At 72.0% G+C, this 14,035-nt stretch carries 15 protein-coding genes and 1 pseudogene; 11 read left to right on the forward strand and 5 right to left on the reverse strand.

Translation table 11 applies throughout. From position 1 onward, the window contains the following. Window positions 1–27: 27 nt before the first annotated feature. Window positions 28–756 carry a hypothetical protein gene (locus AB0G10_RS12240; RefSeq protein WP_360919090.1) on the reverse strand — a complete coding sequence of 243 codons (729 nt, stop codon included), beginning with the start codon at window positions 754–756 and terminating at the stop codon, window positions 28–30. 38 nt (window positions 757–794) lie between these two features. After that, window positions 795–1,079: a hypothetical protein gene (locus tag AB0G10_RS12245; protein ID WP_360919092.1), complete on the reverse strand. Its 285-nt coding sequence runs from the start codon at window positions 1,077–1,079 to the stop codon at window positions 795–797. A gap of 132 nt (window positions 1,080–1,211) precedes the next feature. Between AB0G10_RS12245 and AB0G10_RS12250 the strand changes: the two genes are divergently transcribed. The 3 genes from AB0G10_RS12250 to AB0G10_RS12260 all read left to right on the forward strand — a co-directional run bounded on the left by AB0G10_RS12250 (window position 1,212) and on the right by AB0G10_RS12260 (window position 2,611). Continuing rightward, window positions 1,212–1,511: a GlsB/YeaQ/YmgE family stress response membrane protein gene (locus AB0G10_RS12250; protein WP_360919094.1), complete on the forward strand. Its 300-nt coding sequence runs from the start codon at window positions 1,212–1,214 to the stop codon at window positions 1,509–1,511. Window positions 1,512–1,804: 293 nt separating this feature from the next. Next, window positions 1,805–2,143, forward strand: coding sequence for a hypothetical protein (locus AB0G10_RS12255; protein WP_360919096.1), 339 nt, complete (start codon window positions 1,805–1,807; stop codon window positions 2,141–2,143). A 39-nt stretch (window positions 2,144–2,182) separates the two neighbouring features. After that, window positions 2,183–2,611 (forward strand): rhodanese-like domain-containing protein, encoded by a 429-nt coding sequence (locus AB0G10_RS12260; protein ID WP_360919098.1) that lies wholly within the window; start codon window positions 2,183–2,185, stop codon window positions 2,609–2,611. 73 nt (window positions 2,612–2,684) lie between these two features. Here AB0G10_RS12260 and AB0G10_RS12265 read toward each other — a convergent pair whose 3' ends face one another. Further along, window positions 2,685–3,224 (reverse strand): hypothetical protein, encoded by a 540-nt coding sequence (locus tag AB0G10_RS12265; RefSeq protein ID WP_360919099.1) that lies wholly within the window; start codon window positions 3,222–3,224, stop codon window positions 2,685–2,687. A gap of 221 nt (window positions 3,225–3,445) precedes the next feature. On the opposite strand from AB0G10_RS12265, the pseudogene AB0G10_RS12270 reads away from it, so the two are divergent. From AB0G10_RS12270 to AB0G10_RS12285, 4 genes and pseudogenes are all read left to right on the forward strand, one after another. Continuing rightward, a pseudogene (locus tag AB0G10_RS12270) lies at window positions 3,446–4,087 on the forward strand (ABC transporter ATP-binding protein); the annotation flags it as partial. A 71-nt stretch (window positions 4,088–4,158) separates the two neighbouring features. Continuing rightward, window positions 4,159–4,881: an ABC transporter permease gene (locus AB0G10_RS12275; protein ID WP_360919101.1), complete on the forward strand. Its 723-nt coding sequence runs from the start codon at window positions 4,159–4,161 to the stop codon at window positions 4,879–4,881. Between the two features lie 10 nt (window positions 4,882–4,891). Then, a complete protein-coding gene (locus AB0G10_RS12280) occupies window positions 4,892–6,013 on the forward strand; it encodes a sensor histidine kinase (RefSeq protein WP_360919103.1) in 1,122 nt (373 codons plus the stop codon). Further along, complete coding sequence (locus AB0G10_RS12285) at window positions 6,010–6,645, forward strand: response regulator transcription factor (protein WP_360919105.1); 636 nt, start codon at window positions 6,010–6,012, stop codon at window positions 6,643–6,645. Before AB0G10_RS12280 ends, AB0G10_RS12285 begins: the two co-directional genes overlap by 4 nt. Here the strand turns inward: AB0G10_RS12285 and AB0G10_RS12290 are convergent. Further along, window positions 6,611–7,813: an MFS transporter gene (locus tag AB0G10_RS12290; RefSeq protein ID WP_360919107.1), complete on the reverse strand. Its 1,203-nt coding sequence runs from the start codon at window positions 7,811–7,813 to the stop codon at window positions 6,611–6,613. The genes AB0G10_RS12285 and AB0G10_RS12290 overlap by 35 nt on opposite strands. A gap of 121 nt (window positions 7,814–7,934) precedes the next feature. Here AB0G10_RS12290 and AB0G10_RS12295 point away from each other — a divergent pair, with 121 nt between their 5' ends. Further along, window positions 7,935–8,405 carry a DUF1801 domain-containing protein gene (locus AB0G10_RS12295; protein WP_360919109.1) on the forward strand — a complete coding sequence of 157 codons (471 nt, stop codon included), beginning with the start codon at window positions 7,935–7,937 and terminating at the stop codon, window positions 8,403–8,405. A gap of 28 nt (window positions 8,406–8,433) precedes the next feature. Beyond that, entirely contained in the window at window positions 8,434–8,589 is a 156-nt protein-coding gene (locus AB0G10_RS12300; RefSeq protein ID WP_360919111.1) for a hypothetical protein, read from the forward strand. Here the strand turns inward: AB0G10_RS12300 and AB0G10_RS12305 are convergent. Next, on the reverse strand, window positions 8,559–10,799 hold the full coding sequence (locus AB0G10_RS12305) for an EAL domain-containing protein (protein WP_360919113.1): 2,241 nt from the start codon (window positions 10,797–10,799) through the stop codon (window positions 8,559–8,561). The two genes, AB0G10_RS12300 and AB0G10_RS12305, sit on opposite strands and share 31 nt — an antisense overlap. A 119-nt stretch (window positions 10,800–10,918) precedes the next feature. On the opposite strand from AB0G10_RS12305, the gene AB0G10_RS12310 reads away from it, so the two are divergent. Both AB0G10_RS12310 and AB0G10_RS12315 read left to right on the forward strand, forming a co-directional pair. Continuing rightward, window positions 10,919–12,283, forward strand: a complete 1,365-nt coding sequence (locus AB0G10_RS12310) for a family 43 glycosylhydrolase (RefSeq protein WP_360919114.1) — start codon at window positions 10,919–10,921, stop codon at window positions 12,281–12,283. 107 nt (window positions 12,284–12,390) lie between these two features. After that, complete coding sequence (locus AB0G10_RS12315; RefSeq protein ID WP_360919116.1) at window positions 12,391–14,031, forward strand: methyl-accepting chemotaxis protein; 1,641 nt, start codon at window positions 12,391–12,393, stop codon at window positions 14,029–14,031. Window positions 14,032–14,035 lie beyond the last annotated feature (4 nt).

The following is a 14,035-nucleotide window of genomic DNA, read 5'->3' on the forward strand; positions in this document are numbered from 1 at the left end:
TACCGGAAAAGGGGTTGAAACGGCCCGTCAGCGCTCGCGAAGAGCAGCGATCTGCGGAATGGCCTGGAATCGATCGAGTTCGGCCCGCGTCCCCAGGGCCGGCCGCAGATCGGGCCGATTCGCGTATTCGTGCACGGCACGCGCCAGCAGTTCCGCGCTGACGCCCGTGGCGGGCAGCACCACCGGAACACCGCTGCTCCGGACCAGGTTGAGACTCACCCACTGCGGATGGTGAGCGGTGGCCGGATGGGGAAGTTCGAGCGCGTCCCACGGAATGAAACGGGACCCGACCACCCGCCGGCTGAGGATGCCGTCCGGCCGCAGCCTGACCCCGAAACGGCCCAGCGCGGCGATCCAGAACAGCACCGTCACGACGACGGCGATGAATGCCACGAGCGCCGGAAAGAACCATTCCTCCGGGTACGCCGCGACGTCCTCGATCGCGTCGGCACCCCATTTGACCGGCCAGACCGTGAAGGCGGCGCTGCCGAGGACCACGACCGGATCGGCGGGCGTCTCGAACGCGGGCACGTCGGGCCGCGCCACCAGCGTCGCGGGATGATGGGTACGAACCGCCACCATCGCCCCCACCAGGAGCAGAACGGGCAGTCCCAGATCGACCGCGAGGATCACCATCCAGGCCGCCGTCTCGTCGCCGACGACGTGCAGCAGCACCTCGAGACCGACGGCGACCAGCAACGTCGTGACCAGCACGACCAGCCGTCGCCGCGCCACCCAGCCGAAGACCCCGTTCACCGTACGAAGCCCTGCTCACCCTACGACAGAGGCGGCGGTCACCGGGGAGCGCCACCGGCCGGTGCGGGCGGGACCGATATCGGCCGGTCCGGTCCCGGCGGCGGGAAGGGCCCCCACCCGGTCCCGGGCCGCGGAGGATCGACCGGCGGCGTCGTCGTGCCCCGCGCGAGAACGAACGCGCCCAGCAGGACCATCACCCCCGACACCCCGGCGAACCAGCTGGCCAGCTCCACGCCCTGCGAGCCGAACAGCCACGCCGCGGCCGCCAGCGCGGTAGCGGCGAACGCGCCCGCTTCGAGGATCACCCAGCCACCCGTGCCCATTCCTCCATCATCGACCCCGGAGTCAAGGCCCTCGACTCGATCTCTTCACGTTTGACGCCGGCGTCACCATGGGCAACGTCTTTGACCCCGGCATCGCCGGTCCGGGCTGTTGGCAGGAGGACCATTGTGGACGTGCAGGACTATGTCGCGGCGATCGTCTTCGGCGCGGTGATCGGCGTCGTGGCACGGGCCGTGCTGCCCGGCAGGCAGGCGATCGGCGTCATCCCGACCGTGCTGATCGGCATGGGCGCCGCCGTGGCCGGCACCTGGGCGTCGGACCGCTGGGACGTCCACAGCGACCTGCACTTCACCGTGACCGGCCGGACGTTCGACTGGGCGGTGATCGGCGTGCAGGTGGGCATCGCCGTGGTCGGCGTCGCGATCGCGGCTCTCCTGGTGAGGGCCTTCTCCACCGACCGGGTCCGCGACTGACGACCTTGTCGGGCCCCTGTCATGCCCCTGTTATGCCGTCTCCGCCACGATGGAACCACCACCCGAGGCGGAGGACCAGATGAACGGGACCAACGGCACTGCGCAGCCCGGCACCGCCGCGCCATTCTTGAGTCAGACGCCCACCAGCCGCGGGCGGGGAAGACGAAACGGATGGCCGGCGAGCCACCAGACCCACCGTCGTCAAGACGGACCCGCCGCGGCCGGTGGGCGCCTCGATCACGGCCCGGCGAGGAGCTGCCTCGCGCGGGACGGCCCTGATCAGAGAGGCAGCCATGACGACGATCCTCGACCAGCCACGCGACCTGGTCACCGCGCACGCCGGGCGGCGCGACATCGGGGCTTTCCGATCAGATTCCGACCGTACGATCTACGTCCCGGCCATCGACGCGACAGCGGTGGCGATCGCGACGCTGGCCGCGGTGGCCGCGATAGCCGTCGCGACCGCGGTGGCGGTGCGCCCGCGCCGGGCCATCGGCACCGTGACCATGGGTCCCGGCGGCTGGATCAGCATCAAGCAGGCGCGCACCCCACGACTGCGAGCCGCGCGACGGTCACCACGGCCGTGGTGGGCCCATCTCCTCCGCGCCCGCCGCCTCGTCGTGGAGAGCTGACCTGCGGGTGGCGCGCTCCCCTGTTACCTTGATCGAGATATGGACGTCGCCGAGGAACTGACCACCCGGCCGGCCGGGGTGCGGGCGCTTCTCGAACGTGCCCGGGCAGGCATGCAGCGGCTGCAACCGCGTGAGGCGTTCGAGGCCACGGCGCGGGGCGCTCTGCTGATCGACACGCGTACCGACGTCCAGCGCGGTGAGCAGGGTGACCTGCCCGGGGCGCTGATCATCGATCGCACGGTTCTCGAGTGGCGGCTCGATCCCGCGTCACCGCATCGCATCCCCGAAGCGACCGGGTACGACCAATTGGTGATCGTCGTGTGCCGTCAGGGATACAGCTCCAGTCTCGCCGCGGCCAGCCTGCGCTCGCTCGGGCTGCACCGCGCCACCGACATGATCGGCGGCATGGAGGCCTGGCTGGACGCCGGCCTGCCCACCCACTCCGGACCGGTCGACATCCGCCGCTGACCGACCGGTCGACATCCGCCGCTGACCGCCCTGTCGCCGACACCGCGCCCGGCCGGCATCCGCGGCTGACGCGTCACTTGACTCGGTAGACCACGCCCTGCAGGCTCGGGTCGCCGTAGGCACCGGCGTTGGTGACGTGTCCGTCGTAGGGGCCCACCTTGGTCACCTCGGCGCCGTCGCGAAAGACCAGCTGCAAGCCGTGTTCCTCCTCCCAGTCGCATGCGCACTCGACGGAGACGTAGACATGACGATCCGCGTGATGGTCCCGGGTGACCACGGGCACGTCGCCCAGCCGGATGTGGTCGAGGACGCGCTCGGGGCCGGCGATCTCGACGTACCAGTCGTCGTCGCCCGCGGCGAGGACATCGTCGGTGATGTCGCGGTAGTAGGCCCAGAGGTGCGGGATCGCGGCCTCCAGCACCGCATGGTCCAGCGCGAGGAACGTCCGCACGGCCGCGTGGAAGTCCTCGGGCGCGCGGTCGCCGTCGTAGCCCTCGACGATGAAACGGCAGGGCCTGCCGCCGAGCACCGGCACGGGGACCGGATCGCTGCGAAGCCACAGCTCCGGGAAGACGGCGTCGGGGGCGACTTCACCCAGCCCGGGGATGTGCACGGGGGTCACCGTACCCGCCTCGGGGGGGATTCGAGCACGAGGACGACATCCCGGCCGCGGTGATCCCCGGCCTGGCCGGCGAACGCCTGAGCTTCCTGCTGAACAACCAGCACCGGCCCGGCAACCCACCGATCGGCTGGTTCCGGCGACCCGCCGATCGGTGCGCCCGGCCCGTCCACCGGTGACTGCCCGCGGGAGGGCGCTCACGGGAGGCTCGATGCATGCCAGCAGTCATCGAAGTCCGGAACATCCGCAAGCGGTACGGCGACACGCTCGCCGTCGACGACGTCTCCCTGACGGTCGAGCAGGGGGAGATCTTCGGGATCCTCGGGCGCAACGGGGCCGGGAAGACCACGACCGTCGAGTGCGTCGCGGGGCTGCGAGCCCCCGACCACGGTGCGGTCGCCGTACACGGACTGGATCCTTGGAAAGAGCGTGCCGCGCTGACCAGGACGCTCGGGGTGCAGTTGCAGGAGAGCCGGCTGCCGGGGCAGCTCCGGGTGGCCGAGGCGCTGGAGCTCTACAGCTCGTTCTACGACGCGCCGGCCGACTGGCGCGAGCTGATGGACGCCCTCGATCTCACGGCGAAGGCGCGGACCAAGTACGCGAAGCTGTCCGGCGGCCAGAAGCAGCGCCTGTCGATCGCCCTGGCGCTGGTCGGCAGTCCCCGGGTCGCGATCCTCGACGAGCTCACGACCGGCCTCGACCCGCAGGCCCGCCGGGACACCTGGGAGGTCATCCGGCGGTTCCGTGAGCGCGGCACCACGATCGTGCTGGTCACCCACTTCATGGAGGAGGCCGAGCGGCTCTGCGACCGGCTCGCGCTGATCGATCGCGGTCGGGTGGTCACCGTCGACACCCCGAAGAACCTCGCCGGCGACGGCTCCCTGGAGGACGCATTCCTGAGAATGACCACCCGGAAGGCAGGCAACCGATGAACTTGATCAAGATGGAGGCCATCCTCTCCCTCCGGGACAAGGTCGGCCCGCTCTGGGGCGTCGGCTTCCCCCTGCTGCTCCTCATCGTCCTCGGCAACGTGCCGTCCCTGCGCGAGGAGATCGAACCGGGCGTGACCATCTTCGATCTCTACGTCCCGGTGCTCGTCCTCTTCAACCTGGCCATGCTCGCCCTCATCGCCGTCCCGACCGTGCTGGCCGGATACCGCGAGAACGGCGTGCTGCGCCGGCTGCACACCACACCGGTCGGCCCGGCCCGGGTGCTGGCCGCCCAGCTCGTGGCGAACCTCGGGATCGCTGTCGTCGCGGCGGTGCTCTTCCTGGCCGTGGCCCGGCTCGCCTTCGGCGTCGGGCTGCCCGGCTCCGGCCTGAGCTTCCTGCTGTCCTGGCTGCTCGTGGCGGCCGCCATGCTCGCGATCGGCCTGCTCATCACCGCCCTCGCGCCGGGACGCGCCGCGGCCACCGCGGTCGGCACGATCCTCTACTTCCCGATGATGTTCTTCGCCGGCCTGTGGGTGCCGATCAGCGCGATGCCGCCGCTGCTGCGCGACATCAGCCACGCCACGCCGCTGGGCGCCGGCATGGAGGCCTTCCAGCACGCCTACGCCGGCGACTTCCCGCCGGCTCAGCCCCTGCTCATCCTTCTCGGGTACGCCGTGGTCGGCGCGGCCGTGGCGATCCGCTGGTTCCGATGGGCCTAGGGTGACCGACGTGGATCCTTCGCGGTGGCTCGTGACGGCCCTTCCCTACGGGCTGCTGGCTCTGCTGGCCGTCTACTCGGTCGCCGAGGGGCAGTCGTCGCTCCTCCCGCTCTGCGCCGTGACCGCGGTGTGGATGATCCCGATGTTCACCCCGTTCCGGCACCGCCGCTCGCTGGTCCTCTTCGCCGGCCTGGTCGTCCTCACCCTGATCCTGGTCCTGCGGTCGCCGGCGTTCGGGTTCTTCACGACGGCCGCCTACATCTACGCCTTCACCTACCTGCCGTGGCCGAGGCGGATCCCGGCGATCGCGAGCGTCGCGGTGGTGGCCGGGATCGCGCAGTCGTCGTCGTTCGACAAGGACGACGTCTCCGGCTACGTCGTGACCGCGATCATCATCGTGCTCAACATCCTCATCATGGCGCTGATGGCCTGGGTGCTCCGGCGCGAGGAGGTGATCCAGGACGAGCTGGCCCGGCTGCAGGCCCAGCTCGTCGCCCAGGCCCGCGAGGCCGGGATCCTCGAGGAGCGCCAGCGGATGGCCCGGGAGATCCACGACACGGTGGCGCAGGGCCTGACCGGCATCATCGCCCAGATGCAGGCCGCCGAGCAGCGCCTCGAGGTGCCGCCGCCGTGGGAGCGGCCGTTCGCCGCGGTGAAGCAGCTCGCCCGGGACAGCCTCACCGAGGCCCGCCGCTCGGTGGACGCGCTGCGGCCGGCCCACCTCGACTCGGCGCACCTCGCCGGCGCGGTCCGGGAGGTGGCCGAGCACTGGTCGTCGGTGCACGGCCTGCCGGTCCGCGTCGAGACCACCGGAACATCGCGGCCGCTCGACCCGGACGCCGAGTCTGCCCTGCTCCGCACCGCGCAGGAGGCCCTCGCCAACGTCGCCAAGCACGCGAACGCCACCCGCGTCGGCGTGACGCTCTCCTATCTGGACGACGAGGTGGCGCTGGACGTCATCGACGACGGCGCCGGCTTCGACCCGGGCACCGGGAGGGAGGGCGGGTACGGCCTTACCATCATGCGGCAGCGGGTCGAGGCCTTCCACGGCACGCTGCAGATCGAGACCGAGCCCGGCGCCGGCACCGGGATCTCGGCGCGGATACCGCTGCCGGCCGGGGGAACTCCGTGAGCATCCGGCTTCTCATCGCCGACGACCATCCGATCGTGCGGGACGGGCTCAGCGCCATGTTCGCGGCGGCGGACGGTTTCGAGGTGCTCGGCGAGGCGTCCGACGGCGCCGAGGCGGTCCGGATGGCGGAGGCGCTGCGCCCCGACGTGATCCTGATGGACCTGCGGATGCCCGGCATGGACGGTCTTGCCGCGATCACCCGGCTGGCCGCGACCGGCAACCCGGCCCGGGTGCTGGTCCTGACCACCTACGACAACGACGCCCACGTGGTCCCCGCGATCGAGGCGGGCGCGACCGGCTACCTGCTCAAGGACGCGCCCCGCGAGGATCTGCTGCGCGGCGCGCGGGCGGCGGCCCGGGGCGAGACGGTCCTCTCCCCCTCGGTCGCGATGCGCCTGGTCAACCGGGTGCGGACCCCGGCGCCGCAGCTGCTCAGCCGGCGCGAGCTGGAGGTGCTGCGGCTGGTGGCGGCCGGCAACACCAACCGGGAGGCGGCGTCCCGGCTCTTCATCACCGAGGCGACAGTGAAGAGCCACCTGCTGAGCATCTACGCGAAGCTCGGCGTGAGCGACCGCGCCGCGGCGGTGGCGGAGGGCTTCAACCGGCGGCTGCTGATTCCCGAGGCGCCCTGACGTCGTCGCGCGGCAGCCAGCGGGGCTGCAGGATCGCGGCCAGGACGACCACGACGAGGACGGCGCTGGCGAGCGGCAGGCTGCCCGGCTCGATGAACCTCAGCATCTGACCGCCGACGACCGCGCCCAGCGTGATGCCGATGTTGAAGGCCGTGTTGACCACGGGCGGGGCCGCGTCCGGGGCTTCGGCGGAGGCGCGGAAGGAGAGCACCTGGACCAGGACCGGCACCGCGCCGAACGAGAGGCCCCAGAGGATCACGGCAGCGACGATCAAGCCCGCATGGGTACGCCCGAGCCAGAGTGCGAGGAACGCCAGCAGGACGAGGGCCGTCACGATCTTCACGGCCAGGGCGGGCCGCCGGTCCGAGAACGGTGAGATCACCAGAAGCCCCACCACGCAGGCCGCACCGTAGCCGAGCAGGACCGCGCTCACGCCCTGGTCGGAGACGCCGGCGGCGCGCAGCAGCGGTTCCACGTAGCTGTAGGTGACGAAGTGCCCGAGCACGAGCACGGTGATCGTGGCGGCGACCCGGATGAGCGGTGGCCGCCAGGCGGCGCGGAGGGTGGCCTGGGCGGTCGTGGTGGGCGACGGCTCGCGGACCAGCACGACGGTCAGCACGGCCAGGGTCGTGAAGATCGCGGCGATCAGGGCGAACGGCACGCTCCAGACGGTCGCCACGCCCAGCGCCGTCGCGGCCGGCTGCCCCAGCGACAGGGCCGTCGCGTTGCCGGCGCTGACCACGCCCGCGGCGATGCCGGTGCGGTCCGGCGGCAGCACCGACAGGGCGACCCGATAGACGCAGGTGAACAGCACGGCGTGACCGAGGCCGCCGAGCAGCCGGGCCACCAGGGCGACCGGCAGCGCCGGGGCCAGCGCCATGAGCAGGGTGCTGACCGCGAAGATCCCGAGTACGACGAGCAGCGTCCGCCGGGCGTCGAAGCGGGCCACCAGCGCGCTGAGCGGGATCGCGCCGACCACCACGACCACGGCGTACACGCTGATCAGCAGGCCGGCGCCCTGATCGGTGGTGCCGAGGTCGCCCGCGATCGACCCGAGCAGCCCGATCGGCAGCGTCTCGAACGTGATGGCCACGAAGACGGTCACGCCCAGCAGCACCAGGACGGCCCACCGGTTCCGGGTGGCCCGCCCTTCGATCACCGTGCTCATGGTTACGACCGTAGACGGTAGCGGTGCTTACCGCCCGGCGGCCCCGATGCGATCAGGATTCGAGAAGCCGCGACGCCGGCCGGCGGCTAGCGTGGTGCTCACCCGACCGGAAGGCACGCCCATGAGCACCAGCGACGACGGCCTGTCCGCCGAGGAACGCGCCGCCATCAAGGAACGAGCGGCCGAGCTCAAGACGCAGGCGCGCCGCGGCAGAGGCGCCGCCAAGGCCGCGGCCGACGAGCAGAGCGTCCTCGCGAAGATCGCCGAGATGGCCGAGCCCGACCGGACCACGGCGCGGCGGCTGCACGCCCTCATCACCGCGACGGCCCCGGAACTGGCGCCGAAGCTGTGGTACGGCGCGCCCGCCTACGCCCGGAACGGCAAGGTGATCTGCTTCTTCCGCAGCGGCCTGGGCGACAAGGAGCGGTACTCGACGTTCGGCTTCTCGGCCGAGGCGAGACTCGACGAGGAGGACGGCCTGTGGGCGACCTCGTTCGCGCTCACCGCCCTCACCGCGACGACGGAGAAGACCATCGCGGGCCTCGTACGCAAGGCTCTGGATGGAGCGGTGCCGGACTCCGACGAGGACTAGAACATTCGTACGATGCTAGCGTGATCGCATGAACGAACAGGATCACGAACCTCCGGCACGCACGGTGCGGCCCGGCATTCCGCCGGTGGTGTTCTCCAGCCCGGGCGCCGTCGACGACCCGGAGCCGATGCCGTCCCCTCCCCCGCGCCGGCGTCAGGCGACGACCCGCCGGCGGGACCGCTGAGCGAAGGCCGCGATCTCCTCGGCCGGCATCGGGCGCCCGTAGTGGTAGCCCTGCGCGTACCGGTATCCGAGCCGGTGCAGCTCGGCCGCCTGCTCGCTGGTCTCCACCCCCTCGGCGACGGCACGCAGGTGCATGCCGTCGCAGATCCCGATGAGCGCGGCGGCGATCACCGCCTGCTGGCCGCCCTCGGTGATGTCGTCGACGAAGGACTTGTCCACCTTGAGGATGTCGGCCGGGCAGGTCCGCAGCAGGCCGAGTGACGAGTGCCCGGTGCCGAAGTCGTCGAGGGCGATGTTGACGCCGATCCCGGCGATGGCGCGCAGCTCGGCCAGGGCGGTGCCGCCGTCGAAGACCGCGGTCTCGGTGACCTCGACGGTCAGCACGTGCGCGGGCAGCCCGCTCCGCGACAGCAGCGCGTCGACCTCGGCGGCGAAGCCGGCTTCGCGCAGCTGCCGGGCCGAGACGTTGACGGAGACGGTCGCCGGGGCCGCGTCGCCGAGCTCGGCACGCCAGCGCATCGCCTGCCGCACGGCCTGTTCCAGGATCCAGGCGCCGAGCGGGACGATCAGCCCGGTGCGCTCGGCGGCCGGGATGAACGTGGCCGGGCCGATCGGGCCGCGTTCCGGGTGGGTCCAGCGGATCAGCGCCTCGACGCCGGCCAGCTCGCCGCCGGGGAGCTGCACGATCGGCTGGTAGAGCAGGTGCAGCTGATCGGTGTCGAGCGCGGTCCGCAGGTCGGCGGCGAGCCGGGACTGCTCGGCGGTGCGCTGGTCCATGGCCGGGTCGTAGACGGCCTGCCGGCCCTTGCCGAGCTCCTTCGCGGCGTACATGGCGACGTCGGCGCGGCGCAGCAGCTCGTCGGCGTCGTCGCCGGCCCGGGCCGGGGCCAGGCCGACGCTGGCCTCGACGACGAGTTCGTGGCCGGCCGCGTGGACCGGCCGGCGCAGGCTCGCGGTGATCGCGTCCAGCGCCCGGGTGTGGCCGCCGCGGAGCAGGATCGCGTACTCGTCGCCGCCGAGCCGGGCCACCGTGCTGCCGGCCGGGAGCTCGGCGGCGACGCGGCCGGCCACCTCGCGCAGCAGGGCGTCGCCGACGGCGTGCCCGAGGTCGTCGTTTATCACTTTGAAGTCGTCGAGGTCGATCAGGGCGACGTACACGTCGGCGGTCCGGTCCCGGAGCGCCGCGGTGATCTCCCGGGTCAGGACGGTGCGGTTCGGCAGCCCGGTCAGGGCGTCGTGGGTGGCCCGGTAGTCGAGGTCGGCGACGAGCCGGGCGTTGTCGCGCAGGGCGAGGAACTGGCGGGCCGCCACGATCACCGTGACGATCACCGAGCCGGCGGCCACGGCCGCGATGTCGGGGGTGTGGTCGATCGCGCTGACCAGCAGCAGGCCCCCGGTGGCCAGGACCGCCGTGTACGGCATGACGCTCAGCCGGCGCGACGCCGGGCGGGGCGCCGGCGGCCCGGCCACGGTGGCGCGGATCTGGCGGTCGGCGGCGATGCCGAGGAAGAAGCACGTGGTCGGGAGCAGCACGTGCCCGGTGTTCAGATAGGGCCGGGATTCGAGCAGCGGAGCCAGCGACCCGCCGCCGGCCCCGATCGCGCCGGTCAGCGCGAGCAGGTGCAGGGCGCGCCGGTCGATCGGCCCGGTGCCGGTGAAGGCCACCTTCACGAACGCGAAGGCGCAGATCACCCCGGCGCCGACCACGATGAGGATGGAGATCGCGCCGCCGGCCGTGCCCTGCAGCCATTGATCCCAGCGCGGGTAGATGAGATGCCACGCGAAGGTCAGCACGGTGACCAGGACGGTCGCCATGTCCAGGCCGAACCGCATCCACTCGATCCGGGATCGGCGGGCGCCGCGGATCCGGAGGATGCCGAGCAGCATCACCACGAGGCCGGAGAGGTAGACCCCCGAGGTGAACACGCTGATGTGCTGGCCCTGCTCGTCGCCGCTGAAGTAGTCGCGGGCGTTCCCGGCGGCGCCGAGGCCGAGCAGCACGATGCCGACCGCCATGTACCGCCAGAACGTCCGGCCCCGCGCGGCGGCCCGCCAGCTGATGTACCCGGCAACCGGCACCGCGACCAGCAGCGAGAGCCAGCCGATCGCCGGTGGCGTGGGGCGGGCCAGGCCGATCGCGAACCAGATCGCCGAGATCACGACGACGCCGGCGGACACGGCGAGGGTGCGCGTCAGCCGGAACGGCGGCACGGACCCCGATCCTCCCACGGAGATCCCATCGACCCGGCCGCCGAAACTTGAGCGCTCCGGCGGCGGTGAGGCACCGGCGGGCCATCCGCGGTGATCCGGCGGCTCCCTAGGCTCGATGCATGGCGATCGATACCGAGCCGGTCATCCCCGGTTTCCACCCCGACCCGTCCGTGTGCCGGGCCGGCGAGGACTACTACCTCGTCTGCTCCAGCTTCGAGTACTTCCCGGGCGTGCCGATCTTCCACAGCCGCGATCTGGTGAGCTGGGAGCAGATCGGGAACGTGTTCACCCGGACCACGCAGTTCGACCCCGCCGGAGTGGCGCCCTCGACCGGGATCTACGCGCCGACGCTGCGCCACCACGACGGCCGGTTCTGGCTCACCACGACGATCGTGAACCGGATCGAGGACGGGCAGCTGATCGTGCACGCCGACGACCCGGCCGGGCCGTGGAGCGACCCGGTCTTCGTGCCCGGGACGATCGGCATCGACCCCGACCTGGCCTGGGACGCCGGCGGGAACTGCTACCTCACGTACAAGGGTTTCCACGACCCGGGCGGCATCATGCAGGTCCGGATCGACCCGTTCACCGGCACGAAGCTCGGCGACATCCGGGGCGTCTGGCCCGGCACCGGTATGGCCCACCCGGAGGCGCCGCACCTCTACGAGATCGACGGCGTCTGGTACCTCATGATCGCCGAGGGTGGCACCGAGCGCGGCCACACCGTGACGATCGCGCGCGGACCGGCGCCGTCGGGCCCGTTCGAGCCCTGTCCGGACAACCCGATCCTCACCCACCGCAGCACCACGCACCCGGTCCAGAACACCGGGCACGGCGATCTCGTGCGGGCCGCCGACGGCTCCTGGTGGATGGTGTACCTCGGCGTGCGCCCGCGCGGGTTCACGCCCGGCTTCCACGTGATCGGCCGGGAGACGTTCCTCGCGCCGGTCACCTGGCGCGACGGCTGGCACGTGGTCGGCGTCGCGGACCGGCCGGTCCCCCATCGGGATCGTTCGTTCGCCGAGGACTTCACCCGAGCGGTCACGCATCCGCGCTGGATCACTCCGGCCGCGTCGGCCGGTTCCGGCTTCTCCTGTGTACGGGTGACCGACCTGCTCTGGGCCGCCGAGGCGAGCGTCTCCCCCGGCCCGGAACCGTCGCGCCTCGTGCTCCGCCTCGACGACCGGCACTGGTACGCGCTGGTGGCGGACGGCTCGTCGATCGCCGCGGTGGCCCGCATCGGCGACCTGGAGCAGACGGTCGGCACCGTGCCGGCGTCCCCGGGCACCGTCACGTTGCGGATCGAGGCGGCCGAGGCGCCGCACGAGTACGCCGGCCCCGACGAGATCGTGCTGAGCGCGGACGGCGCCGAGCTGACCCGGCTCGACGGCCGCTACCTGTCGACCGAGGTGACCGGCGGGTTCACCGGCCGGGTGCTCTGCGTCGAGAGGGTGCTCCTCTTCTCGTACACATCAAAGGCCTGACCAATCGCCCAGAGTGACGGAAAATGACGGTTTCGCGACGCCGCTCAGGCGTCGCGGGATCTAGCCGACAGGAAGGGAGGAACAGTCCGGGAAGACGCGGGGTAGCGATGAGCGGGCGAAGCGGGATCGAGGTCACCACCGGCCGGAACAGGCTGGCCGGCGCGCTGGCCGACTTCAAGGTGAGCACCAAGGTCTACGCGGCGGCGCTGTGCGGCGCGCTGGTCGCCGCGCTCGTCGGCGCGTTGGCGATCGTGCGGCTCAGCGACCTCAACGAGGACATCAAGACGATGAAGGCCGACCACGTCGACAGCAGCCTCGAGCTCGCCACGATCCGCGGCGCGATCGGGCACGGTTTCCAGGTGCTGTTCGCCTACTCGGTGGTGGCGGCGGACGCCAAGCAGGCCCAGCGCGACCTGCTGCCGGCGATCGACGACACCACCGTCGCCGCGATCGACAGGTACCGTGCGCTCTCCACCGAGTCGCCGGTCCGGCAGAGGGCGGCCGGCGAGGTGGCCGACACCTTCGCCTTCTATCGGCAGCTGCGCGACTACGCGCTGTTCCAGGAGGCGCCGGACGCCGGATTCGAGATGCCGGCGCCGGCTCAGCTCGGCACGGTCTGGACGCGGACGCAGGACGATCTGCGCGCGGCCGTGGTGGAACTCCAGGAGGCCGAGGACACCGAGTCGGCCGCGATGGCCGCCCACGCCGGGGACGCCTATGCGAGCGCCCGCAACCAGATGATCATCTGGTTGATCGTCGGTCTGGTCCTGGCGATCGCCATGGCGACCTTCGTCTCCCGGGTGATCGCCCGCCAGCTCCGCAGCGTCTCGGCGGCGCTCGGCGCGGTGGCCGAGGGTGACCTGACCGTGGGCGCCGAGGTGCACGCGCGGGACGAGCTCGGCGCCATGGCGGTCGCCGTGAACGCCGCCCGCGAGGGCCTGCGCAGCATGGTCGGCCGGCTCACGGTCAGCTCGCAGACCCTGGACACCAGCACCGAACGCCTCACCCGGGCCGCCGACCGGATCGGCCAGTCCGCCCAGGACGCCGCCACCCAGGCCGGCGTGGCCGCGCAGGCGGCCGGCGACGTCTCCACGAACGTGCAGAGCGTCGCTGCGGGCAGCGAGGAGATGGGCGTCTCGATCCGGGAGATCGCGTCGAACGCGTCCGAGGCGGCCCGGGTCGCCAGCGACGCGGTCGGCGTGGCGGACAGCGCCAACGCGACGGTGTCGAAGCTGGGGGCGTCGAGCTCGGAGATCGGCAACGTGATCAAGACGATCACGGCGATCGCCGAGCAGACGAACCTGCTCGCCCTGAACGCCACCATCGAGGCCGCTCGCGCCGGCGAGATGGGCAAGGGGTTCGCGGTCGTCGCCTCCGAGGTGAAGGATCTGGCCCAGGAGACGGCGCGGGCCACCGAGGACATCGCCCAGCGGGTCGAGGCGATCCAGGCGGACAGCTCGCAGGCGGTCGCCGCGATCGGCGAGATCTCCTCGATCATCGCGCGGATCAGCGACTACCAGACCACCATCGCGTCGGCCGTGGAGGAGCAGACCGCCACGACCGGGGAGATGGCCCGCAGCGTCGGCGACGCGGCCGGCGGCACCGTGGCGATCGCCGGGAACATCGACGGCGTCGCGACGGCCGCGCAGACCACGACGGCGGCGCTGGGTGAGGCGACGTCGACAGCGCACGAGCTGGCCGGGATAGCCACGGAACTGCGGACCGTCGTCGCGCAGTTCCGTGTCTGATCCT

The organism is Actinoplanes sp. NPDC023714 (genome assembly GCF_040639855.1).
GTDB lineage: Bacteria > Actinomycetota > Actinomycetes > Mycobacteriales > Micromonosporaceae > Actinoplanes.